The sequence below is a fragment of the Microbispora sp. NBRC 16548 genome (assembly GCF_030268985.1).
GTDB classification, from domain to species: domain Bacteria; phylum Actinomycetota; class Actinomycetes; order Streptosporangiales; family Streptosporangiaceae; genus Microbispora; species Microbispora catharanthi.
In genome coordinates, this window is sequence record NZ_BSSF01000016.1 from 47,342 (window position 1) to 68,740 (window position 21,399).

Annotated in this window: 20 protein-coding genes; 6 read left to right on the forward strand and 14 right to left on the reverse strand. The window is 70.1% G+C overall.

Features of this window, described 5'->3' with window-relative positions; genetic code table 11:
* Positions 1-101 precede the first annotated feature (101 nt).
* The 3 genes from QSK36_RS34605 to QSK36_RS34615 are packed head-to-tail and all read right to left on the reverse strand — an operon-like array spanning position 102 to position 2,376.
* The gene (locus tag QSK36_RS34605; protein ID WP_285785296.1) at positions 102-560 is read right to left on the reverse strand and encodes a MaoC family dehydratase; all 459 of its coding nucleotides are present in this window, start codon (positions 558-560) and stop codon (positions 102-104) included.
* Positions 557-1,465 carry an amidohydrolase family protein gene (locus QSK36_RS34610; protein ID WP_285785297.1) on the reverse strand — a complete coding sequence of 303 codons (909 nt, stop codon included), beginning with the start codon at positions 1,463-1,465 and terminating at the stop codon, positions 557-559. The genes QSK36_RS34605 and QSK36_RS34610 overlap by 4 nt, the downstream gene beginning before the upstream one ends.
* Entirely contained in the window at positions 1,462-2,376 is a 915-nt protein-coding gene (locus QSK36_RS34615; RefSeq protein ID WP_183533016.1) for an SDR family oxidoreductase, read from the reverse strand. Before QSK36_RS34615 ends, QSK36_RS34610 begins: the two co-directional genes overlap by 4 nt.
* 103 nt (positions 2,377-2,479) lie before the next feature.
* On the opposite strand from QSK36_RS34615, the gene QSK36_RS34620 reads away from it, so the two are divergent.
* Complete coding sequence (locus QSK36_RS34620; RefSeq protein ID WP_285785298.1) at positions 2,480-3,313, forward strand: PaaX family transcriptional regulator; 834 nt, start codon at positions 2,480-2,482, stop codon at positions 3,311-3,313.
* 62 nt (positions 3,314-3,375) lie between these two features.
* Here QSK36_RS34620 and QSK36_RS34625 read toward each other — a convergent pair whose 3' ends face one another.
* On the reverse strand, positions 3,376-4,761 hold the full coding sequence (locus QSK36_RS34625; protein ID WP_285785299.1) for an extracellular catalytic domain type 1 short-chain-length polyhydroxyalkanoate depolymerase: 1,386 nt from the start codon (positions 4,759-4,761) through the stop codon (positions 3,376-3,378).
* 257 nt (positions 4,762-5,018) lie between these two features.
* Between QSK36_RS34625 and QSK36_RS34630 the strand changes: the two genes are divergently transcribed.
* The gene (locus QSK36_RS34630) at positions 5,019-5,486 is read left to right on the forward strand and encodes a MarR family winged helix-turn-helix transcriptional regulator (protein WP_285785300.1); all 468 of its coding nucleotides are present in this window, start codon (positions 5,019-5,021) and stop codon (positions 5,484-5,486) included.
* A gap of 8 nt (positions 5,487-5,494) precedes the next feature.
* On the opposite strand, the gene QSK36_RS34635 is transcribed toward QSK36_RS34630, so the two are convergent.
* The 8 genes from QSK36_RS34635 to QSK36_RS34670 all read right to left on the reverse strand — a co-directional run bounded on the left by QSK36_RS34635 (position 5,495) and on the right by QSK36_RS34670 (position 15,222).
* Positions 5,495-5,950, reverse strand: coding sequence for a GNAT family N-acetyltransferase (locus QSK36_RS34635; RefSeq protein WP_285785301.1), 456 nt, complete (start codon positions 5,948-5,950; stop codon positions 5,495-5,497).
* A gap of 77 nt (positions 5,951-6,027) precedes the next feature.
* Entirely contained in the window at positions 6,028-7,278 is a 1,251-nt protein-coding gene (locus QSK36_RS34640) for an SGNH/GDSL hydrolase family protein (protein ID WP_285785302.1), read from the reverse strand.
* Positions 7,275-9,314, reverse strand: a complete 2,040-nt coding sequence (locus tag QSK36_RS34645) for an alpha-glucuronidase (protein WP_285785303.1) — start codon at positions 9,312-9,314, stop codon at positions 7,275-7,277. Before QSK36_RS34645 ends, QSK36_RS34640 begins: the two co-directional genes overlap by 4 nt.
* Positions 9,301-10,020 (reverse strand): hypothetical protein, encoded by a 720-nt coding sequence (locus tag QSK36_RS34650; protein ID WP_285785304.1) that lies wholly within the window; start codon positions 10,018-10,020, stop codon positions 9,301-9,303. The genes QSK36_RS34645 and QSK36_RS34650 overlap by 14 nt, the downstream gene beginning before the upstream one ends.
* Positions 10,017-11,537: a GH39 family glycosyl hydrolase gene (locus QSK36_RS34655; protein WP_221263157.1), complete on the reverse strand. Its 1,521-nt coding sequence runs from the start codon at positions 11,535-11,537 to the stop codon at positions 10,017-10,019. The genes QSK36_RS34650 and QSK36_RS34655 overlap by 4 nt, the downstream gene beginning before the upstream one ends.
* 91 nt (positions 11,538-11,628) lie before the next feature.
* Positions 11,629-13,296, reverse strand: coding sequence for an ABC transporter substrate-binding protein (locus QSK36_RS34660; protein WP_183533028.1), 1,668 nt, complete (start codon positions 13,294-13,296; stop codon positions 11,629-11,631).
* Between the two features lie 64 nt (positions 13,297-13,360).
* On the reverse strand, positions 13,361-14,233 hold the full coding sequence (locus tag QSK36_RS34665) for a carbohydrate ABC transporter permease (RefSeq protein WP_285785305.1): 873 nt from the start codon (positions 14,231-14,233) through the stop codon (positions 13,361-13,363).
* Complete coding sequence (locus tag QSK36_RS34670; RefSeq protein WP_183533032.1) at positions 14,230-15,222, reverse strand: ABC transporter permease; 993 nt, start codon at positions 15,220-15,222, stop codon at positions 14,230-14,232. The genes QSK36_RS34665 and QSK36_RS34670 overlap by 4 nt, the downstream gene beginning before the upstream one ends.
* A 291-nt stretch (positions 15,223-15,513) precedes the next feature.
* On the opposite strand from QSK36_RS34670, the gene QSK36_RS34675 reads away from it, so the two are divergent.
* On the forward strand, positions 15,514-16,587 hold the full coding sequence (locus QSK36_RS34675) for a LacI family DNA-binding transcriptional regulator (protein ID WP_285785306.1): 1,074 nt from the start codon (positions 15,514-15,516) through the stop codon (positions 16,585-16,587).
* On the opposite strand, the gene QSK36_RS34680 is transcribed toward QSK36_RS34675, so the two are convergent.
* Positions 16,549-18,579: a beta-galactosidase gene (locus QSK36_RS34680; protein ID WP_285785307.1), complete on the reverse strand. Its 2,031-nt coding sequence runs from the start codon at positions 18,577-18,579 to the stop codon at positions 16,549-16,551. The two genes, QSK36_RS34675 and QSK36_RS34680, sit on opposite strands and share 39 nt — an antisense overlap.
* Before the next feature lie 432 nt (positions 18,580-19,011).
* On the opposite strand from QSK36_RS34680, the gene QSK36_RS34685 reads away from it, so the two are divergent.
* The 3 genes from QSK36_RS34685 (at position 19,012) to QSK36_RS34695 (ending at position 20,724) form a co-directional block, all read left to right on the forward strand.
* Positions 19,012-19,626 (forward strand): hypothetical protein, encoded by a 615-nt coding sequence (locus tag QSK36_RS34685; protein WP_285785308.1) that lies wholly within the window; start codon positions 19,012-19,014, stop codon positions 19,624-19,626.
* A gap of 532 nt (positions 19,627-20,158) precedes the next feature.
* Entirely contained in the window at positions 20,159-20,419 is a 261-nt protein-coding gene (locus QSK36_RS34690) for a hypothetical protein (RefSeq protein ID WP_285785309.1), read from the forward strand.
* A complete protein-coding gene (locus QSK36_RS34695) occupies positions 20,416-20,724 on the forward strand; it encodes a hypothetical protein (protein WP_285785310.1) in 309 nt (102 codons plus the stop codon). The genes QSK36_RS34690 and QSK36_RS34695 overlap by 4 nt, the downstream gene beginning before the upstream one ends.
* Before the next feature lie 93 nt (positions 20,725-20,817).
* Here QSK36_RS34695 and QSK36_RS34700 read toward each other — a convergent pair whose 3' ends face one another.
* Complete coding sequence (locus tag QSK36_RS34700) at positions 20,818-21,363, reverse strand: YceI family protein (RefSeq protein ID WP_285785311.1); 546 nt, start codon at positions 21,361-21,363, stop codon at positions 20,818-20,820.
* Between the last annotated feature and the right edge of the window lie 36 nt (positions 21,364-21,399).

Genomic DNA, 21,399 nt, shown 5'->3' on the forward strand with positions numbered 1-21,399 from the left:
GTTTGTGGATGAGAACAAACGCGGACGACCCGGCGGCCGGGGCGGTCGCCGGGTCGTCCGGCGGAAACGGCCCTCAGCCGCCGGGTGTCAGGTGCGGGGTGTCAGGCGTAGTGCCGGTAGATCGCCCGGGCGACGCAGGCCGGCTTGTTCGCACCTTCGATCTCGACCGTGAAGTCGAGCAGCATCTGGACGCCGTCGCCCGGGACGTCCTCGACGGAGACGACCGCGGCGGCGAGTCGGATCCTGCCGCCGACCTTCACGGGGCTGGGGAAGCGGACCTTCTCCAGGCCGTAGTTGATGCTCATCTTCACACCCCGGACGTCCAGCAGCTCGTTGAACAGCGGGATGACCAGGGACAGCGTCAGGTAGCCGTGGGCGATCGGGCCGCCGAACGGCCCGTCCGCGGCCCGCAGGGGATCGACGTGGATCCACTGGTGGTCGTCGGTGGCGTCGGCGAAGGTGTTCACCCGGTCCTGGGCGATCTCCAGCCAGCCGCTGTGGCCGAGATCCTTGCCGGCCAGCGCCCTGATCTCGTCGAGCCCGTTCACCGTGATGGTCATGTGCCTGCCGTCCCTTCCGCGGAGCCGTCCTGCGCGCCTTCTCCGGTGCCGAGCCCGAGCAGGCGTACGGCGTTGTCCTTCAGGATCTTCGGGCGGACCTCGGGCTTGATCTCGAGCTTGTCGAAGTCGGCCAGCCAGCGGTCCGGGGTGATCACCGGATAGTCGGAGCCGAAGAGCACCTTGTCCTTCAGCAGCGTGTTGGCGTACCGCACGAGCTGCGGCGGGAAGTACTTCGGCGACCACCCCGACAGATCGATGTAGACATACGGCTTATGGGTGGCGACGGCCAGCGCCTCGTCCTGCCACGGAAACGACGGATGGGCCAGGATGATCCGCAACTCGGGGAAGTCCACGGCCACGTCGTCCACCAGCATGGGATTGCCGTACTTGAGCCGGATCCCGCCCCCGCCGGGGACGCCCGCGCCGATGCCCGTCTGCCCGGTGTGGAACAACGCCGGAACGCCCAGCTCCTCGATCGCCTCATACAGCGGGTACGCCACGGGGTCGTTGGGGGCGATGCCCTGGATGCTCGGGTGGAACTTGAACCCGCGCACCCCGTACTCCTGCACCAGCCGCCGCGCCTCGCGCACCCCCGCCCGGCCCTTCCAGGGATCGACACTGGCGAACGGGATCAGCACGTCGGCGTGCTCCGCGCAGCTCTCCGCCACCTCCTCGTTCGGGATGCGCGGGTGCCCGGTGGCATGCTCCGCGTCCACGGTGAACACCACCGCGGCCATCCTCCGCTCGCGGTAGTACGCGGCGATCTCGGGGATGGTCGGCCTCGGGTGCTCCTTGAAGTACTTCTCCGAGGCGCCGAACAGCTCGGCGCTCAGCGAGGCGTGCCCGCCGGCGGAGACCTCGGCATGCGTGTGCACGTCGATCGCGACCAGGTCCTCGACGTTCACCGGGTCTCCGAATTCGCGGGTGCGGGGATGCCGTACGTCTCGAGGGCGGCGCCGAGGCCCGTAGGCCAGGAGGCCGCGATGGCGTCGGCCGTCCAGCCGCCGTCGGCGTACGCCACGGCCTTCTCCGCCGGGTGCGACCACAGCGCGAGCCGGTCTCCCCCGACGCCGATGGCCTGGCCCGTCACCCCGGCGGAGGCGTCCGAGGCGAGGAACACGACGAGCCCCGCCACGTCCTCGACCGTGCCCAGCCCCTCGCCCCTGCGCAGCCACCGAGGGAACGGCTTTCCGGTCCGCTCCGCCTCCTCGATCACCGGGGCGAAGGCGGGGATCGTCTTGGTCATCTCCGTGGCCGCCACCGGGACGATCGCGTTCACCGTGATGTTCGCCCTGGCCAGCTCCATCGCCCAGGTCCTGGCCATGGCGACCACGCCCGCCTTGGCGGCGGCGTAGTTCGTCTGGCCGAAGTTCCCGCGCTGGCCCGCGGGTGAGGAGACGAGGATCAGGCGGCCTCCGCTCCCCTGCTCACGCATCCGGATCGCCGCCGCCCGGGCGCAGGTGAACGTGCCGCGCAGGTGCACGCCGATCACCGCGTCGAAGTCGTCGTCCGACATCTTCCACAGCACCCGGTCGCGCAGGATCCCCGCGTTCGTGACCATCACATCCAGCCGGCCGAACTCCTTGACGGCCGTGTCGACCAGCCGCTCGGCGACCTCGGCGGAGCCGACCGGGGCCACGACTGCCGCGGCCCTGCCCCCCTTCGCGGTGATCCCGCCGGCGACCCCCGTGGCCGCGTCGCCGTCCACGTCGTTCACGACGACCGCCGCCCCTGCCGCCGCCAGCGCCTCGGCGTACGCGCGGCCGAGGCCGCGGCCCGCGCCGGTGACAACGGCCACCTTGCCGGAAAGATCCATAGTGTCGCCCTTCGCTCGGCAGCCCGATATCGTCGAATGTATGGCAGCTATCTGACGGCCGTCAAAGATTTGCATGACGTCCGGGACCGTCTACCCTTCTGTTGTGATCCTCGGCGGCGAAGACGACCAGACGGCGCCATCCCTGCGCCCGCAGTCCCTGATGTTCAGCTTCCTCGGCATCTACGTGCTGCATCGCGACATCGCCGTCTACTCCGGAAGCGTCATCGACGTCTTCGCCCGCCTCGGCGTCTCCGAGGAGGCCGTACGGTCGACGCTCGCGCGGATGGTGAAGCGGAACCTGCTGGCACGGCATCGGCAGGGCCGGAAGGTGTATTTCGGGCTTACCCCGCATGCCGTGGAGGTCCTGGAGGACGGGCGCAAACGGGTGTGGGAGACCGGCGCGGTGAACCGCGACTGGGACGGCACCTGGACGCTCGTCGGCTTCTCCATCCCGGACAGCCGCCGCAGCACCCGGCACGACCTGCGGTCGCGGCTCATCTGGAACGGCTTCGGCCTGCTGCAGAGCGGGCTGTGGATCGCGCCGGGCGTCCAGGACGTCACCGACGTCCTCGCCTCTCTCGATTTGGGCGACCACGTGACCGTGCTGACCGCCAGGGCGTTCACGCCGACCGAGGCGTCCGACCTCGTCGGGAAGGCGTTCGACATCGAGCAGATCGCCGCGCGCTATCGGGCGTTCCTCGCCCAGTGGGACGTGCCCCGGCCGTTCCCCGGCGCGCCCGACGACCTCGCGCGGCAGTTGCTGCTGCACACCGACTGGCTGCAGCTCGTCCGCCAGGATCCGCACCTGCCCGCCGAGCACCTGCCCCGGGACTGGCCGGCGATCCAGGCCGAGCAGACCTTCCAGACGCTCGCCCAGCGGTACGAACCGCCCGCCGCCGAGCTGGCCGCCACCGTCCTGGACACGCTGGCCGTCTGACGCCCGGCCGCGCCGCCCCCTGATGGTTGTCGCGGCGCGGCCGGGTGCGGCCGAGGCCGGTGTCAGGCGATGGTGCAGGCCGCGCCGTTGAGGGCGAAGCCGGTCGGAGCGGTGTTGGTGCCGCTGTAGACGCCCTGGAAGCCGAAGCTCGTGCTGCCTCCGGCGGGGATGGCGGGGTTGTAGGAGACGTTGCGGGCGGTGACCTGGGCACCGGACTGGGTCACAGTGGCGTTCCAGGCGTTGGTGACCTGCTGGTTGCCCGGCCAGGTCCAGGTGACGGTCCAGCCGTTGACGGGAGCGGTGCCGGTGTTCGTGATCGTGACGTCCGCCGTGAACCCGTTGTTCCAGGTGTTCGGGGTGTAGGTGACCCTGCACCCGCCGGGCTGCGGGTTCGACGGGCTCGCGGACGGCGACGGGCTCGCGGACGGACTGGCGGACGGGCTGACCGACGGGCTGACGGTGGCGCTCGGACTCGGGCTCGGGCTCGGGCTCGGGCTCGGGCTCGGGCTCGGGCCGCTACCCGTGAGGCCGAAGAACTGGATGGCGACGGCGGCCATGCCGCTCATCGGGAGGCTGTGGCCCGCGCCCTGGATGCTGTACGCCTCGACCTTCACCGCCCCCGTGGAGTCGGCGTAGCGGCGGCGGCTCCAGCCGGACTGCGGGGTGTCGGTGCTGGTGGGTGTCTGGCTCAGGCCGTGCACGTTCGTCCACTGCTTGATCTCCTCCTCCAGCTCGGCGTAGTTGACCACCGTGTCGGCGGTGCCGTGCCACAGCTGCATCCGCGGCCAGGGCCCCCGGTAGTTCGGGTTGGCGTTACGCACCGCGTCGCCCCACTGCTGCGCGGTCTTGCCGACGCACGGGGAGGAGTTGCCGCCCGGGCTGTAGGCCGCCTCGTTGGGGAAGCACGTGAACGGCACGCCCATGAACGCCGCGCCCGCCTTGAACACCTCGGGATACAGGGCGAGCATGGCGTTGGTCATCATGCCGCCCGAGGAGGCGCCGGTCGCGAACACCCGGTTCGGGTCACCGTGGTACTGCTGCTCGACGTAGGTCACCATCGACATGAGCGACACCGGGTCGGTCTGGCCGCCGCGCACCTTGGACGCGTCGGACCAGTTGTCGAAGCAGTTCATCTTCTTCGAGGCCGACGGGTAGATCACGATGAAGCCGTACCGGTCGGCCAGCGACGCGAACTCGGTGGACGAGTAGAAGCCCGGCCCCGTGCCGCCGCACGTGTGCATGGCCAGCACGATCGCCGGGTTCTGCTGGGCGCTGTTCGGGACGTACACGTACATGCGCAGATTGCCGGGGTTGGCGCCGAAGTTGGTCACCTCGGTCAGCGTGGCCGCGGCGGCGGGGTGCGCGGACACCAGCACCGACGCCAGGGCCGCAGCGGCGCACAGCACCGCGGCGACGGCACCGGCGAGCGCCGCGAGTAATCGCTTCATCCGCTCCTCCTTTTTCGATCAGCGGCGGTTCCCTCTTTTCCGTGCGCCTTTCCGCGCACGTTCCGGAATCGCCGTCCGCTCGGAAGTCGTGACGTCAGCCGGTATAGAAGCGGTGTCCGCCTGCGGTCAAGTCACGGCCGCGAGGGCCCCGGCGATCGAATAGGAGTTATCGCTGCATATCAAGGTACTTGCTATCAAGTGACTTGATAGCAAGCCGCGAAACTTACATCTCGAAGATCGCGCGGTATCGTCGTCCGGTGACCGCCCACCGCCCCCGTCCCGCCGCCCAGCCGACCGCGCCCGCGGCACGCCTGAGCTACCTGGTGTTCCGCCTGGAGCGCCGCATCCGCGCCCGCCTGGACGACACGCTCGCCCGGCACGGCGTCACCACGACCGAGTACATGGCGCTCAGCGAACTGCGCACGCGCGACGGGGTGTCGTCGGCGGAGCTGGCCCGCATCGCCTTCGTCACGCCGCAGGCGATGAACCTCGTCATCCGCGACCTGGAACGGCGCGGCCTGATCCGCCGCGACCCGCACCCGGACGGCGGCCGCACACTGTGCGCCCGCCTCACTCCCGAGGGGGTGACCGTGCTGCGGCGATGCGACAGCTCGCTCGACGACATCGAAGCGGTCATGCTCGCGAAGGTCGACGACACGACGCGGGAGACCCTCAGAGACGGCCTCACCGTGTGCGCCCGGGCCCTACGCCCGGACGCGTACTGACGAAGTCGTCAGAGCAGCCTGGTCATGAACACGCTGTGCGGATCGGGCCGGTAGTCGGCGAAGGGTTCGCAGTAGCCGAACCCGAACTTCTCGTACAGCCTTCTGGCGGGCAGGAAGAAGTCGGCTGAGCCGGTCTCCAGGCTCAGCCGGGTGAAGCCCATCCGCCCGGCCTCGGCGATGATGTGCCCCAGCAGCAGGGACGCGATCCCGCTGCGCTTGCGCGCCACAGCGGTGCGCATCGACTTCAGCTCGGCGTGCGCCGGGTCGAGCCTCTTGAGCGCGCCGCAGCCCACGACGGTGTCGCCGTCCATCACCGACCAGAACGTGACCTCGGGCGTGCGCAGGCCGTCGAGGTCGAGGGCGTGCTTGCTCTCCAGCGGAGTGATGGACCGCATCTCCCGCACGTGTTCCCGCAGGAACTCGGCGATCTGCGGGCCGGACAGGTCGTCCTCGACGATTCTCATCGCGCTCGTTCATCCATCGGTGCTCGGTGACATCGGTGCTCGGGAACCACAGCCGGACGCCACTCTAGCCGCCGGCGTCAGGCGAATCCGAAGCCCGGGGGCAGCGGCTCCAGCCGGAACAGGTGCGCGGGTACGGCGTCGGCGAGGGCCTGGTATCCCGCCGGGTTCAGGTGCAGGTGGTCGCCCACGTCGTACGCGGGGAGCAGCCGGCGGGGATCGGCCGGGTCGCGGGCGGCGCCGTCGAAGTCGATCACGGCGTCGAACCGGCGGCCGGCGCGGATCCACTGGTTGACCGCCTGCCGGGCCGCCTCCCGGTAGCCCTGCGCGTCGTCGTAGGAGGCGTTGCCGCCGAACGGCGTCAGCGTCGCCCCGTAGACACGGATGCCCCGGGCGTGCGCCCGCGTGACGATCTGGTCGTAGGCGAAGATCAGGTCGTCGGTCACCTGCTTCTGCGCGGCCGGGGTCGCCTCGGCGGTGCCGATGTCGTTGACCCCCTCGAACAGGACCAGCCACGCCACGCCGCTGTGGGCGAGCACGTCGCGGTCCAACCGGGCCAGCACGTTGGGGCCCAGGCCGTCGTTGAGCACCCGGTTGCCGCCGGCCGCCTGGTTGACCACCGCCACGCCGTCCATTCCGTGCCGGGACCGCAGGCGGTCGAGCAACCGGTCGGGCCAGCGGTCGTTGCCGTTGGTGGTCGAGCCCCGGCCGTCGGACAGCGAGTCGCCCACCACCGTCACCGCGGCGACCGAAGGATCGGCCCACACCTCCACTCCGCTGAGGAAGTACCAGTGGTCCACCGCGGTCGCGCCGGGCAGGTCCTCGGCGTCGGCGTGGTCGCCGGGCAGCAGGTAGGAGGTGGTCCGCGAGCCCGGATGCGAGGTGATGCCCGCCGAGCGCTGCCCGTCGGCCAGATAGACGGTCACCGTCAGGTTCGACCCGGGCGCCGGCTCGACGTCCAGCGGGTCGGAGACCGCCTGCGCCCCGGCGGGGATCGTCATCGACGGGCGGCCGTGGAAGGTCACCGGCCGCACCGTCCCCGGCTGGACCGCGCTCACCCCCGCCCGCCCCCCGGCCGGCAGCGCCACGGTCGCCTTCGTGATGGGCAGCGCCGCGCCGCCGAAGGCGTTCGACACCCTCACCCGCAGTTGCCGCCCGCTCACGGAGACCCGGACCGTCTGCCGCAGCGTGGCGTCGGCGAGAACGAGGTCATCCCGGGTGAACGGTGCGGGCGGCATGTTGTCCGGCTCCGTCAACTGCGGCATCGCCGTCCAGGTGGCGACCCAGTGCCCGTCCCCTTGCAGCACGCCGTGGCGTTCGGGTGCCGTCATGGGATGCGCCGGCCGCGGCCGTCGGGCACGCCCGACTTGCGGAAGAAGTAGGCGTTGACCTGGTCGCGCCACTCCTCCGCGCAGCGGACCTGCTCGTCGAGGAGCTCTTTGACCCTGGCGTGCAGGGACGGGTCGAACAGTGCGGCGGCTTCCTCCCATCGCCGTCTGGCCTCGATCGCCTCCTCGACTCCCGCGAAATGGGTGTCGTAGATGTGCTGGACGACGGTCGCCCCGCTGTGCAGCACGTGCCCGTACGGGACGTGGTGGAAGAACAGCAGCAGTTCGTCGGGGCACCGGTCGAGCGACTCGTACACCTCCGACCACGGCGGCGGATACTGGCCGGTGAAGCCGGTCCCGGTCGCGCGGGTGCGGTCCACGCCGACGCCGTCCCGGTCGGCGAAGTGGTAGGTGCCCCACGGCGTGTACTCGTATCCGTCCACGTCGGGCCCGTAGTGGTGGCCGGGACGGACCATGAATCCGACGCCCAGCGGCGCGGTGTACCGCTCGTAGGTGCGCCAGGAGCCGTCCATGATCGCATGCAGAGTGTGCCTCAACCCCTCGGTGTCCCCCGTCGCCGCCGGCGTGAAGGTGAGGTCGATCCACTCGTCGAGGATCTCCGCCGGGTCCGTCCACGGCGCCCAGGCGAGCCTGCCGAAGGCGTACAGGTTGGCCTGGGCGAGCGGGTGGCCGGTCCAGTAGGGGTCGTCGCCCACGTTGGAGACCGCGACGAGCCCGCCGCCGTCGCCCGAGGCTCCCCCGGCGACGTCGGCCACGGCGGTTCCGTCCGGTCCCCAGGGGCGGAAGCCGAGCACCTCGCGCCACATCGGGGGGAGGTAGCAGACGTGCCGCTGCTGGCCGGTGTACTCCTGCGTCACCTGCAGTTCCACGGCCAGGCGGGTGGCGGGCATGGCCGCGATCACCGGAGACACCGGCTCGCGCACCTGGAAGTCCACCGGGCCGTGCTTCACCTGCAGGATCACGTTGTCGCGGAACCGCCCGTCGAGCGGGGCGAAGTGGTCGTACGCGGCGCGGGCCCGGTCGGTGGACCGGTCGCGCCAGTCCTGCCGGTGGTTGTAGACGAAGGCGCGCCAGTGGACGACCCCTCCGAACGGCTCCAGCGCCTCGGCCAGCAGGTTCGCGCCGTCGGCGTGGTCGCGCCCGTACGCGAACGGGCCGGGCTCCCCCTCGGAGTCGGCCTTCACGACATAGCCGCCGAAGTCGGGGATCGTGTCGTACACCCGCTCGGTGACGCCCGCCCACCACTTCCGCACGCCCTCGTCCAGCGGGTCGGCGGTCGGCAGCCCCCCGAGGACGACGGGCGAGGCGAAACTCACCGACAGGTGGACCCTGATCCCGTACGGCCGCAGCACGTCCGCGAGCGTGGCGACGTCGCCGAGCCGGTCCGTCAGCAGGCGGGCCTCGGTGGCGCGTACGTTCACGTTGTTCACGGAGATCGCGTTCACGCCGCACGCGGCCAGCAGCCGCCCGTAGGCCCGCACGCGGGCCAGGTCGCCGCGCGGCGCGCCGTCGCGCCAGAAGATCGACCCGCCCGCGTAGCCGCGTTCGACCTGGCCCATCACCGGATGGACGTCGACGTTGTCCCAGTGGTCGAGCATGCGCCGCCGCATCGCGGGCCGATGACGCTCGGCCTGCCGCTCGCCGGCGAACGCCCGCTCACCGAGCCGCACGACGTGGAACAGGCCGTAGAGCAGCCCGGCGGGATCGTCGGCGAGCACGACTGTCACGCCGTCGCGCCGCGCGAGCAGGTATCCCTCGGCGCCGATCGCGGAGTCGGGGCGGACCTCGCCCGCGACGCCCGGCAGCGGTTCCGTGGTGAGCGCGAGCACGAGGTCGTACGGCCCGTCCTCGGCGCCGCGACGAACGCGTCCGCCGTACCGGGCACAGGCGTCCGCCACCTCGTCGTGCACGGTCCCGGCGAGGAGCCCGTCACCGAGCACGAGTGTGCGGCGCGAGCCGATCGCACGGAACGCCTCCGGCGGCAGCCACGCCGGATGGACAGGATCAGGAGTCGTCACGAGGCCCCTCCGGGGAATCGCCCTGCACGGTGAACTTCTCCGTGACCTGCGCGATCAGCGGCCGGCTGTTCAGCAGCAGCGCCGCCGCGAACACGGAGGCCAGCAGCGTCAGCGCGGCCTCGGAGGCGACCAGCGTGACGCCGGCGGCGACGACGAACAGGCAGGCGTCGGCCAGCGCGACCCGGGGTGAGGAGAAGAGGAAGTACGCGGCCAGGCGGGCGACGTCCCTCGCCCGGAACGCGAACAGCGATGTGATCACGAGGGCGTTCGCGCCCCAGAGGGCCGCCGCCAGCGCGATGAGGACCAGCAGGATCGCCCACCACCCCGGGACGCCCGCGGCGCCGAAGTTCGCGAGCGTCGATCCGAGGACGGTCAGCCACGCCAGCAACGGGATCCAGAGCTTCACCACCCCGCGGACGTTCATCCGGTAGCCGCGCCAGAACACCGTCGCCGGGTGGAGATCCGTCAGGTCGAGCCGGCGGTGGTGCAACGCGTACAGCGCGGCCGACAGCGCCGGGCCGGCCGGGAGCGCGCAGGCCGCCGCCAGCGGGACGTTGGCGGCGTCGCGGTCGAGCAGGACGAGCCCGATCAGGCCGGGCACGGTGGTGACCAGGACCAGGAGCTCTACCACGAGCAGGGTGTAGACCAGCGCGGAGGCGCGCGAGAGCGGTCCCTGGCCGAACCGCCGGATCGTCGTCTCTGTCATGGTGCAGCCTCCTCATCCAGGCCGAGCAGGCGGCGGTCGTCCCACCTGTCCCCCCAGGGCGGAGTCTCGTCGACCACGGGCGTGATCTCCAGCAGGGTGACCTCGTGGCGGTCGAGGGTGACGTCCAGGGCGACCCTTCCGTCCTCGATCGGCAGGCTGCGATGGCCGCGGACCGGCTCCGCCGCCTCCCGCAGCGCGTCGAGCTGCCGGGGCCGGGGCGAGGCGGGGCGGCCCATCTCGCACCACGCCCTCCAGGCGTTGCCCTTCTCCTCGCTCACCGACGAGCGCAGCAGGAAGGCCCGGCCGGACGGGGAGCCGACCGGGATCGACAGCCGCACGGTGTGCCCGTCGACCGGCGGGCCGCCGGTGACGTCCACCGGCGCCCAGGCCAGCGCGGTGACCCGGCCGGCGTCGTCCCGGGTGACCAGGTGGTCCTGTCCGCGTGCCAGGATCTCCTCGCCCATACGGGCCATGAAGGCGTACAGGTGATAGGCCGGCTTCTTGATCTGACGGTGGGTCAGCAGGCCGAAGCCGCCGTGGAACAGCGAGGCCGGCACCCCTGCCTCCTCGAACACGTCGCTGAAGGTCCAATAGGAGAAGGAGTCGGCCAGGTCTCCCCCGGCGGCGAGCACCGGCGCGAGGTACGCGGCGTGGAAGGCCGTGTCGTGGATCGGGTTGTCCGGCCGGTAGGAGGAGTTGAACTCGGTGATGTGCACGGGCAGATCCGCCAGCGGACCGCCCCGGAGCTGCCGCCGGGGCGTGGCGAACTGCTCCAGCAGCCGCGACGGCGGGGCCAGCGTCTGGTGCACGCCGAACGGCACGTGCTGGGCCGGGCCGGAGGTGTAGGCGTGCCGGCTGACGAAGTCGATCGGCAGGGACCGTTCGGCGACGAAGTCGGCGAAGCGCACCAGCCACTCGTCGGAGCCGGGAGAGATGGCCGGCCCGCCCACCTGGAGCGAGGCGTCCACGTCCTTGACGGTGTTCGCGGTCACCTCGTACAGGCGGTGGTAGGCGTCCTGGTCCGCGTCGAGCCAGAACTCCTTGAGGTTGGGCTCGTTCCACACCTCGATCGGCCAGGTGCGCACCCGGTCGAGCCCGTACCGGTCGACCAGGTGCGTCACGGTGGCCCGCACCAGCGCGGCCCACTCCTGCCACGACCGGGGCGGGGTGACGTTGCCCTTCCACCAGAAGACGGTCTGGTCGCCGGACGCGAGCCCGGAGGGCATGAAGCCCAGCTCCAGGAACGGCGCGATCCCGAGGTCGAGGTAGGCGTCGATCACCTGGTCCACGTAGGTGAACACGTGCCGCACGTGCCGGGTCCCCCGGTGCTCGTACGGCCGGTGGACGCCCACCCCGTCGCTCAGCAGCCCGTGCCCCCGGATGTGCCGGAAGCCGATCTCCCGCTGAACCAGCGCCAGCGACTCCTGATAGTCCCGGCGCAGGGCCAGGTCGAACCGGCCGGTGCCGACGCAGAACCGCCAGGCGTCCGTCAGCCGGCTCGGGGTCTCGTCCGGCATATCGGGGACAGGGTGGGGCATCATCGTCCTTCGCTCGCCGTTCCGGACAGCGCGTGCCGGCCGTGGGACAGGCACGACCGGCACGGGCCGGTCAGCCGTGCTCCTTCTTGTAGCGCTCGTACGCGCCGTTGACGAGGTTGACGTAGGACGTCATGTTCTTCGCCTCGAGCTCCTTGACGTAGGCGTCCCACTCGTCGAAGCTCCGCTTGCCGAGGATGAACGCGAGCGTGTTCTGGGTGGCGTGGTCCTTCAGCGGGGTCTGCCACAGCGCGGCCTGCTCGCGCTCCTCGTCGTTGAGCGGGCTCGGCGGCTTCGGCGGCAGCGCCTTCCTGGCGTTCATCGTCTTCTGCCATTCGATCTCCTCCTCGGAGAAGGTCGACTGGAGCAGCTCGGTGCTGCCGCCGTAGGCGAACACGCCGTTGGAGAAGCCGAAGTCCTTCTGCAGGTGCTTGGGTGCGCCGGGGTTGAGGCCGACGAAGTCGACGTCCTTCGCGAGCTGGAACTTGCCGGAGCCGTCCTTGGTGTAGGTGGTCCCCTCGACGCCCCACTTGGCGAACACCTGGCCCTCGTCGGAGTACCAGAGCCAGTCGATGAACTGCATCATCGCGACGAAGTTCTTGCTGTCCCGGGCCTTCTTGGAGATCATGATGCCGTTCTCCAGCCGGCTGTCGTTGGCGTCGGCCTTGACCGGCCCCTGCGGCCCGATGGGCACCGGGATCTTGATGAGCTTCGCCTTCGGGTTGGCCTTCTTCAGCGGCGGGCGATACTCGTTCACGAGCGTCTGGGCGTTGCCGCTGATCACGAAGGACTTGCCGGACGCCAGCTTCTGGATCGCCTGATCGTCCTGCTGAGTGAAGCTCTCCGGGTCGAGCAGCTTCTCCTCCACCAGCGTGTGGAGGAACTGCAGCATCTGCTTGTACTGCTCCATCGCCCCGGTGTAGGCGAACTTCTGCGCCGTGGGATCCCACGTGATGCCGGTCGTGAAGCCCCAGCCGCCGCGTGCGCCGCTGCCCAGGCCGAAGACCTGGTTGAGCATGGCGCCACCCGGCGTGGGGATGCCCCATCGGTCCGAGTAGGGATAGGAGTCGGGATACTCCTCCTTCATCGCCTTCAGCATGTTGTGCACGTCGTCCCAGGTCTGCGGGATCTCCAGCCCGAGCTTGTCGAGGATGTCGCTGCGCACAATCAGCGTGTAGTCCGTCCAGTAGTCCTCGTGGAGGCCGGGGAGCAGGTAGAAGCGGCCGTCGGCCTGCCGGAGCGTGTCAAGGTCGGGCTGCAGGTTCCACTTGGCGATCTTCTCCTTGAAGTTCGGCATCAGGTCGAGGTAGTCGCTGACCGGCAGGACGCTGCCCGAGGCGACGAAGGGGGTCTCCTGGCCGGGGTAGGTCTTCGGGATGATCATCGGCGCGTCGCCGGCGCCGATCAGCAGGCTGCGCTTGTTCTCGTAGTCGCTCAGCGGCACGACGTTCGGCTGCAGCGTCACGTTGGTCCGCTTGGTCAGCTCCGACCAGAACAGCCAGTCGTTCTTGATCGGATAGAACGGGTGGTTGTTGTAGAGGATGCTGAACGAGAGCGGGGCAGCGGCCTTGAACGGCTTGCCTGCGGCGTAGTCGGCCATCGCGCCGTCGCGGTTCGCCGCGAAGTCGTCACCGCTCTTCTTGGCCCCGGAATCGCCGTCAGTGCCGTCAGTGCTGCAGGCCGCGAGCGCGAGGAAGGCTCCCACGGCGACCATCGCCTGACGCCGGTTGATCTCATACATGAAAGGGGGGTCCTCTCCCTTGGGGAAACGGGCTGAGTGAATGCGGAATGAGAGGTCCGGCGTGTTATCCCTTCACCGCGCCGAGCATGACGCCCTTGACGAAGTACCGCTGGACGAAGGGGTAGACCACCAGGATCGGGATGACCGTGAGCACCATCGTCACGGACTTGATGTTGGTGGCCACCGTCATGTCGGTGGCGTCGGCGCCGACGGACGTGCCCGTGGTGGCGCCGGCGATGAGGTTGCGCAGGTAGACGGTCACGGGGAACAGGTCGTTCTGGCTCATGTAGAGGAAGGCCGCGAACCACGAGTTCCAGAACGACACGGCGTAGAACAGCACGATCGTCGCGAGGACCGCCTTCGACAGCGGCAGCACGATCCGGAGCAGGATGCCGTAGGTGCTCATGCCGTCGATCGCGGCGGCCTCCTCCAGCTCGACCGGCAGGCCCTCGAAAAACGCCTTCATCACCAGGAGGTTGAAGACGCTGACCGCGTTCGGCAGCACGATGGCCCAGATGCTGTCCTTCAGCCCGAGGCTGGAGATGAGGATGTAGTTGGGGATGAGCCCGCCGGAGAAGAACATCGTGAAGACCGCGATCCCGATCAGGAACGTGCGGCCCTTCAGGTGCTTCTTCGACAGGACGTACGCGTAGCACGTGGTCATGACCATCGCGATGGCCGTGGCGACGACCGTGTAGACCAGGGTGTTGCGGTAGTTGATCCAGAACGTCGGGTCGGAGGCCACGAACTCGTACGTACGGAAGGTGAACCCGACGGGGACGAGGTTGACCTTGCCGGCGCGGATGGCGAACTCGTCGCTGAGCGACCGGGCGACGATGTTGACGAAGGGGTACAGGGTCACGACCACGACACCGGTCAGAACGATCGCGTTGACGATCCGGAACACCCGGTAGCCCCGGGTCCTGTCGACGGTCACCACAGGCTCGTCCCCACCGTGCGCCGGGAGATCAGGTTCGCCGACATGACCAGGGCCAGCCCGATCACGGCCTCGAACAGGCCGATCGCCGCGGCGTAGCTGAAGCTGTTGGAGACGATGCCCATCCGGTAGAGGTACGTGGAGATCACGTCGGCGGTGGGGTACGTCAGCGGGTTGTAGAGCAGCAGGATCTTCTCGAAGCCGACGGCCATGAACGTGCCGATGTTGAGGATCAGCAGGGTGACCGCGGTCGGCCGGATGCCGGGGAGGGTCACGTGCCAGACCTGCCGCCACCGGCTCGCGCCGTCGATCCGGGCCGCCTCGTACAACTGCTCGTCGATGGTGGTGAGCGCGGCGAGGTAGATGATCGTCCCCCAGCCGACCGTCTGCCACATCTCCGAGGAGACGTAGATCGTCCGGAACCACCCCGCCTCCTGCAGGAACGCGACGGGCTCGTTGCCGGCCGCGCGCAGGAGCTGGTTGACCGGCCCGTCCACCGACAGCATCTCCATGACGAGCCCGGCCACGACGACCATCGACAGGAAGTGCGGCAGGTAGGACACCGACTGGACGAACCGCTTGATCCTCCGGCCGCGCAGCTCGTTGATCAGCAGGGCGAGCGCGATCGGCGTCGGGAAGCAGAACAGCAGGGTCAGCACGCCGATGACCACAGTGTTGGTGAAGACCTGCCAGAACGACGGGTCGTTCAGGAACATCTTCACGTAACGCAGGCCGACCCATTCCTCGCCGAGCACGCTGCCGCCGGGCTGGAACTTCCGGAAGGCGATGACGTTCCCGATCATCGGCAGATATCGGAAGATCACGAAGAACAGCAGCGGAAGGATCGCCAGCGAATAGAGCTGCCAGTCACGGCGCAGCGCCTGCCGCCAGGTGCGGCGCGGCGGGCGCTTCGCACGGGCGGGATCCGGTCTCGCCCGCCGGGGATCCCCCGTATCCGGCGACGCGTCGATCGTCCTGGTGGTGCTCATCCCGTGCCTCCGGTGCCATCCGAGCGGATCCACGGCGGCGCGTGCGGCCGCCGAAAGGGGCGGCTTCGCGCACCCCGCCCCGGGAAACGGCACGGCAGCGCGAACCGAAAGTTTCGAAAGTCCTCATTAATATTGCGGAAATATAAGACCCGGACCTGAGTGCGTCAAGAGGGTAGTCAATCGCCGAGACTCTCTCGCCGCCGAGCCCAACACAGCCTGGATCTCGGTATATCTCAGAGCCTTCCGGTGGTAGAGTTTCGCGAAAGTTTCGGAGAAACGACGAGCGGACAGATGACCAGCCCCTCCCCCGCCCGCGATCCACGCCCCACCACGATCGCGTCCATCGCCGAAGAGCTCGGCGTGTCGGTGACCACGGTCTCCAAGGTCCTCAACGGCCGCCCCGACGTCGCGCCCGACACGCGCGAACGCGTCGAGGCCGGCCTCGCGCGGCACCAGTACCGCCGCCGTTCGAAGCGGCGCACGCTCAAGGGGCAGATCGACCTCGTCTTCCACGAGTTGAACTCCATGTGGTCGATGGAGATCATCCGTGGGGTCGACGCCGTCGCCGCCGCAGCGCGGATCGAGGTCGTCTTGTCGCAGCTGAAAGGGGCGCACCGGCCGCCGGAGGAGTGGCTGGACGGTGTGCTCGACCATCGCCCCCTCGGCGTGCTGTTCGTCATGTCCAGCCCGTCTCAGTCGCAGCAGCAGAAGCTGCGGCGGGCGCAGGTCCCGTTCGTCGTCGTCGACACCGACGGCGAGATCGCCGAGTCCGTGCCCGTGGTCGGTTCGAACAACTGGGACGGCGGCCTGCTCGCCACCCGTCATCTCCTGGAGCTGGGCCACCGCCGCATCGCGGTCGTCTCCGGCCCGAAGGACGTGATGTGCAGCAGGGCACGGGTCGCCGGCTTCCGGGTCGCCCACGACGAGGCGGGGCTCACCGTCGACCCCGCCCTCGTCAGGTACGGCAACTTCTACGTCGACGCCGGATACAAACACGCCATGGACCTGCTGCCACGCCCGGACCGGCCGACCGCGATCTTCGCCGGGTCGGACCTGCAGGCGCTCGGCGTCCTGCGCGCGGCCCGGCGGCTCGGCCTCGACGTCCCCGGGGACCTGTCGGTGGTCGGTTACGACAACGTGCCCGTCGCCGGCTGGGTCGAGCCCGCCCTGACCACGGTGGGCCAGCCGCTGTGCGACATGGCGACGGTCGCGACCCAGATGCTGCTCGACCTGGCCCGCGGCGTGGAGCCGGCCACGAGCCGGATCGACCTCGCGAACGAGCTCGTGGTCCGCGAGAGCACCGCGCCGCCGGGGAGCCGGGCACGGTCACGCCTGCCGCGCCCGGCGGACGACCGCCGCTCCTAGGGGAGGCACAGTAATCTCCCCTGACACCGGGAGGCCGGTGAGGAGGTCCGTACCCCCGCCCTCCACCGGAACGGCGACGGGCGTCTCAGCGTCGTGGTTGAGGAGGAAGAGGTATTCGTGCCGCTCGTCCTCGCGGACCGTGCACTCCAGGTGGGCGGGGAGGCCGTCGAAGCGGTTCTCCACGCCCGCCGCTCTCAGCTCGCCGATCAGCACACGGTCGAAGGCGTCCTGTTCCAGGAGGGTGGCGAAGTAGACGACCCGGCCGGCTCCGAAGTCGTTGGCGACGACCGCCGCGCGTCCCGCCAGCAGCCCGTCCGCGTAGGTCGCCAGTGCCGTTCCGGTTTCGAGGTGGATGTCCTCGCGCCACCAGTCCGACGTCGCCGTGCGTCCGTCGGTGAACTCGACCGTGAACCGCTCGCCGGGACGCGCCGGCCAGTATTCGTCGATCTTCGCGCCGATGAGGCGGCGGAACGCGCCCGGGTAGCCGTCCGGGCGGACGCGGTTGCACTGGTCCACTACGCCCGAGAAGAAGGACATGACGACGGTTCCGCCACCGCGGGCGAACTCGGTGACGGCGGCGACGCCCTCGTCGTCGACGAGGTACGCGTTGGGCACGACCAGCACCTTGTACGGCGACAGGTCGCTCCTGGTGGACACGACGTCGACCGCGTAGTGGTGTTCCCACAGCGGCCGGTAGTGCCGCATGACGGTGTCCACGTAGCTGAAGTCGTTGCGGGGCAGGCCCCACAGCTCCTCCAGCCCCCACCAGCCGTTCCAGTCGAACAGGACGGCGACCTCGGCCCGCGTGGCCGTTCCCGCCACGGGTGACAGCAGCCCGACCTCGCGGCCGAGCTCGGCGACCTCGCGGAAGGTGCGCGACTGCGGACCGGAGTGCGGCAGCATCGCCGAGTGGAAGCGTTCGTGCCCGCCCCGGCCGGCCCGCCACTGGAAGAACATCACCGAGTCGGCCCCGCGGGAGACCGCCTGGAGCGAGCCGAGCCGCATCCGGCCGGGCTCCTTGACCACGTTGAGCCTCCACTGGCTGACCGCGCTGGCGGCCTGCTCCATCAGCAGCCACGGACGCCCGCCCTTGAGCGACCGGAACAGGTCGAACTGGAAGGCCGACGACACGTGCGAGTCCGGGTCGGCGGGGTCGGGGTAGATGTCCAGGGCCGCCGCGTCCTCCTCCGGGGCCCAGCGCCAGTAGTCGGCGTTGCGGTAGAAGCGCATGAAGTTGGTGACGACCGGGATGTCGTCGCGGAAGGAGCGGACGATGTCGCGCTCGGCGACGAAGCACTCCAGCAGGGCGTCCGAGGTGAAGCGCTTGAAGTCCAGGATGCGGCTGGGGTTCATCCAGGTGCGGGGGACGCTCGGCACCTCGACCTGATCCCAGTCGGTGTAGACCTGCCCCCAGAAGCGGGTGGTCCACGCCTCGTTGAGGGTCTCCAGGTCGCCGTACCTGCGCGTGAGCCAGCGGCGGAAGCCGGCCGAGGCGGCCTCGTTGTAGGCCGTGGGGCCGTACTCGTTGCTGATGTGCCACATGGCCAGGGCGGGGTGGAAGGAGTACCGCTCCGCGAGCCGCCTGGTGATGTTCGCCGCGTGCTCGCGGTAGATCGGGGACGAGGGGTCGTAGTGCAGGCGGTTGCCGAAGCCGAACCGCTCGCCGTCCGCCATGACCGGGAGGACCGCGGGGTGCCGGTGGGTCAGCCAGGCGGGCGGCGCGGCGGTGGGGGTGGCCAGGTTGACCGCGATGCCGTTCTCGTGGAGCAGGTCCATGACCTCGTCGAGCCAGCCGAACTCGTACGTGCCGGGCTCCGGTTCGAGCGAGGCCCACGCGAAGACGCCGAGCGACACGAGGTTCACCCTCGCCTCGCGCATGAGCCGGACGTCCTCCCGCCACACGCCCGGGTCCCACTGCTCGGGGTTGTAGTCCCCGCCGTACGCCAGGCCGCCGAGGCGATCCATGAGGGCACGCATGCGAGCGTCTGTCATCCGTCACTCCCCGGCTGTCGCAGTCCCCGTCCGCGACCGGCCGGAACGGCGGAGGCCGCCGCCGGAACGGACAGGTCAGCGCGTTCTGTCGACGCTCGCACGTCCCGGCCGACCCCGCATGCGGCTCCGTCCGTACGCCGTCGCGAGCTGCCACCAGAGCTAACCGGACGTACACGGATGAGTCAATCGACAACCGGCGCACGAGCACCCGCCGACGGCCTGCCACGTCCGGGCTGCCGGGTGACCCCGGATCACCCGGGGTCACCCCGTGGCCGCAGCCGACGTGCAGTGCGGCGGATCCGGTTTTAGCCTGAAATCGCCGCCGTAGCTGACGGTACCGGGATCTGTCGGGGAGGACAGCAAAGGAGACACGACATGGCGAAACCGCCCAACGACCACGGCGACGGTGTCTGAGTTTTCCTCGACTACCTGGTGCGGGCGCGGTCGGCGGCCTGGAACCCCTCGGCGCAGTGGCTGTCCCGCCACTCCGGCATCCCGAAGACCACCGTCGAGTCGCTCATCCACGGCACGCGTAAGCGGCTACCGACCTGGACCGAACAGGTCGAGCGCCTGCTGGAGGCCTACCGCAAGAAGGTGACAGAGGACAGGCGCGGGGATCCCGACGCGGTGCTGGGCGACATGGCGGCGTGGAAGCAGGCCTATGACGACGCGCAGAACGGCCGGCCGCCGGCCTGCCCTCTCCCGATGGCCGCCTCGCCCGCCTCACCCTCGGCCGCAGCAGAACCGGGCCGGCCGATCGGACAACTCCGGCCGCTGGACCTGGAAGTCCATCCGGCGATTCGCGTTGACACCGCCGATCAGGAGCTGGAGGAGTTACCCGCCTACATCCCTCGATCGCATGACGAAACCCTCGCCCAGGTGGTCCGCGAGGTGCGAGCAGGAGCGTCCCGGCTGGACGTGCTGGTCGCGACTCGTCGACGGGCAAGACCCGCGCCCTGTGGGAAGCGGTCCGGACCCTGCCCGAGCCGTGGCGGCTGTGGCACCCGATCGACCCGGGCCGCCCGGCGGCGGTCCTGGCCGAGCTGAAGTCGATCGGCCCGTACACCGTCGTGTGGCTGAACGAGACCCAGCACTATCTGCTCACCGCCGATCCAGCCGTCGGGGAGCGGGTACGCCGGTGGGTCCGGGAGTTGCTGCGTGCTCAGGAGCGAGGGCCGGTGCTGGTGCTGGGCACCCTTTGGCCCGCCTACTGGAAGACTCTCACCGCGGTCCCGCACGCCGGTCAGCCCGATCCGTACGCCCAGGCCCGCGAGCTGATCAAAAGCGCCGGCATCCGCCTTCCCGAGTCCTTTGCCGGCATCGACCTCGACACCGCAGGTCGGCAGGCGGCGAACACCGGCGATCCACGTCTGGCCGAGGCCTTGCGCCAGGCCCCGCAGGGGCGGTTGACCCAGTACCTGGCTGGTGGTCCGGCTCTGCTGGAGCTCTACGACAACGCCGAACCCGCCGCCCGCGCCGTCCTGGACGCCGCGACCGACGCCCGCCGGCTCGGTCACGGCCCGGCCCTGCCCCGCCTCCTGCTTGCAGAAGCCGCCCCCGGCTATCTCAGCGACGAGCAATGGAACCTGCTCGCCGACGACTGCGGGCCTTCACCTACCTCACCGATCACCACCCCTGCCGGGGAGCCCGCCCGCCGCTGGCCCGGATCAAACCTCGTCCTGGCACCGGTCACGCCCCCGCCGCACAACGTGGAGGCGAGCCGACCTATCGCCTCGCCGACTACCTCGAACAACACGGCACCCGCACCCGCCGCTCCCTCTGTCCCCCCGCCGCCTTCTGGAACGCCGTCACCCGCCACGCCGCCACGCCGCCACGATGAGCGACCACCGCGCTTTCGCTCAGGCCGCCCGCGACCGCGGGCGCTATCGGCATGCCTCCGCGCTGTACCAAGCAGTCGCCGACGCCGGCAACACCAGCGTGCTGCGGGAGCTGGCGCAGATGCGGGAGCAGACCGGCGACCACGAAGGCGCAGAACGCCTCGCCCGCGCCGCCGCCGACGCCGGCTGCGCCACCGCACTGTCCGACCTGGCCATGCGGCGAGTGCGGGAGGGAAAGGGGGGCCGGTGGGCAGACCTGGTGCGGTTCGGGCTGGAGGCGGATGGGTCGGCTGCCAGACCATGGTGAGGCGTACGACCGTGTACAACCACGTTCCCGGCCTCCGCTCGATGGGCCGTCACCCCGCCGACGCCGACGGCGGGGGCACCAGCGCCGGACGTGTCAGGACCGCCGGATCGCGGTGACGTCGAACTCCAGCAGCACCTTCGGGCTGATCAGTGCCGTGGTCGCGGCGTTCCAGTTCACGCCCCAGTTGGTGCGGTCGATCGTGAGGCGACCGGCGAAGCCGACCCGGAGGGCTCCCTGCGGGTGGTGCTCGACGCCGGTCAGCTCGAACTCCACGGTCACCGGCCTGCTCATGCCGCGGATCGCGAGGTCGCCGGTGACCTCGAAGCCGGCGCCGGGGGCCCGCTCCACCGAGGTCGAGGTGAAGGTGATCTCCGGGTGGTCGTCCACGCGCAGGAACCTGCCGCGCAGGTGCGCGTCACGTTGCGCGTTGCCGGTCTGAACGCTGTCGGCATGGACGACGAGCCGGACGTCGGACTTCGACAGATCCTCGCCGTCCAGGTGCACGCCGCCGCCGAACTCGTCGAACCGCCCGCGCACACGGGTGGCCATCGTGTGCCGGGCGACGAAGCCGATCCGCGTACGCGCGGTGTCGAGGACGTAATCACCGGTCAGCTCGCTGAATTCGGTCGTTGTCGACATGCTTGGTCACTCCTAGGGGAAAGTCGCGGCCGGTCC

What these genes read in the sequence shown, in the direction of transcription:
- QSK36_RS34605 (WP_285785296.1), bottom strand. Translation starts at nt 560, where the DNA reads ATGACCATCACGGTGAACGGGCTCGACGAGATCAGGGCGCTGGCCGGC.
- QSK36_RS34615 (WP_183533016.1), bottom strand. Translation starts at nt 2,376, where the DNA reads ATGGATCTTTCCGGCAAGGTGGCCGTTGTCACCGGCGCGGGCCGCGGC.
- QSK36_RS34625 (WP_285785299.1), bottom strand. Translation starts at nt 4,761, where the DNA reads ATGAAGCGATTACTCGCGGCGCTCGCCGGTGCCGTCGCCGCGGTGCTG.
- QSK36_RS34635 (WP_285785301.1), bottom strand. Translation starts at nt 5,950, where the DNA reads ATGAGAATCGTCGAGGACGACCTGTCCGGCCCGCAGATCGCCGAGTTC.
- QSK36_RS34640 (WP_285785302.1), bottom strand. Translation starts at nt 7,278, where the DNA reads ATGACGGCACCCGAACGCCACGGCGTGCTGCAAGGGGACGGGCACTGG.
- QSK36_RS34650 (WP_285785304.1), bottom strand. Translation starts at nt 10,020, where the DNA reads ATGACAGAGACGACGATCCGGCGGTTCGGCCAGGGACCGCTCTCGCGC.
- QSK36_RS34655 (WP_221263157.1), bottom strand. Translation starts at nt 11,537, where the DNA reads ATGCCGGACGAGACCCCGAGCCGGCTGACGGACGCCTGGCGGTTCTGC.
- QSK36_RS34660 (WP_183533028.1), bottom strand. Translation starts at nt 13,296, where the DNA reads ATGTATGAGATCAACCGGCGTCAGGCGATGGTCGCCGTGGGAGCCTTC.
- QSK36_RS34670 (WP_183533032.1), bottom strand. Translation starts at nt 15,222, where the DNA reads ATGAGCACCACCAGGACGATCGACGCGTCGCCGGATACGGGGGATCCC.
- QSK36_RS34675 (WP_285785306.1), top strand. Translation starts at nt 15,514, where the DNA reads ATGACCAGCCCCTCCCCCGCCCGCGATCCACGCCCCACCACGATCGCG.
- QSK36_RS34680 (WP_285785307.1), bottom strand. Translation starts at nt 18,579, where the DNA reads ATGACAGACGCTCGCATGCGTGCCCTCATGGATCGCCTCGGCGGCCTG.
- QSK36_RS34690 (WP_285785309.1), top strand. Translation starts at nt 20,159, where the DNA reads ATGGAACCTGCTCGCCGACGACTGCGGGCCTTCACCTACCTCACCGAT.
- QSK36_RS34695 (WP_285785310.1), top strand. Translation starts at nt 20,416, where the DNA reads ATGAGCGACCACCGCGCTTTCGCTCAGGCCGCCCGCGACCGCGGGCGC.
- QSK36_RS34700 (WP_285785311.1), bottom strand. Translation starts at nt 21,363, where the DNA reads ATGTCGACAACGACCGAATTCAGCGAGCTGACCGGTGATTACGTCCTC.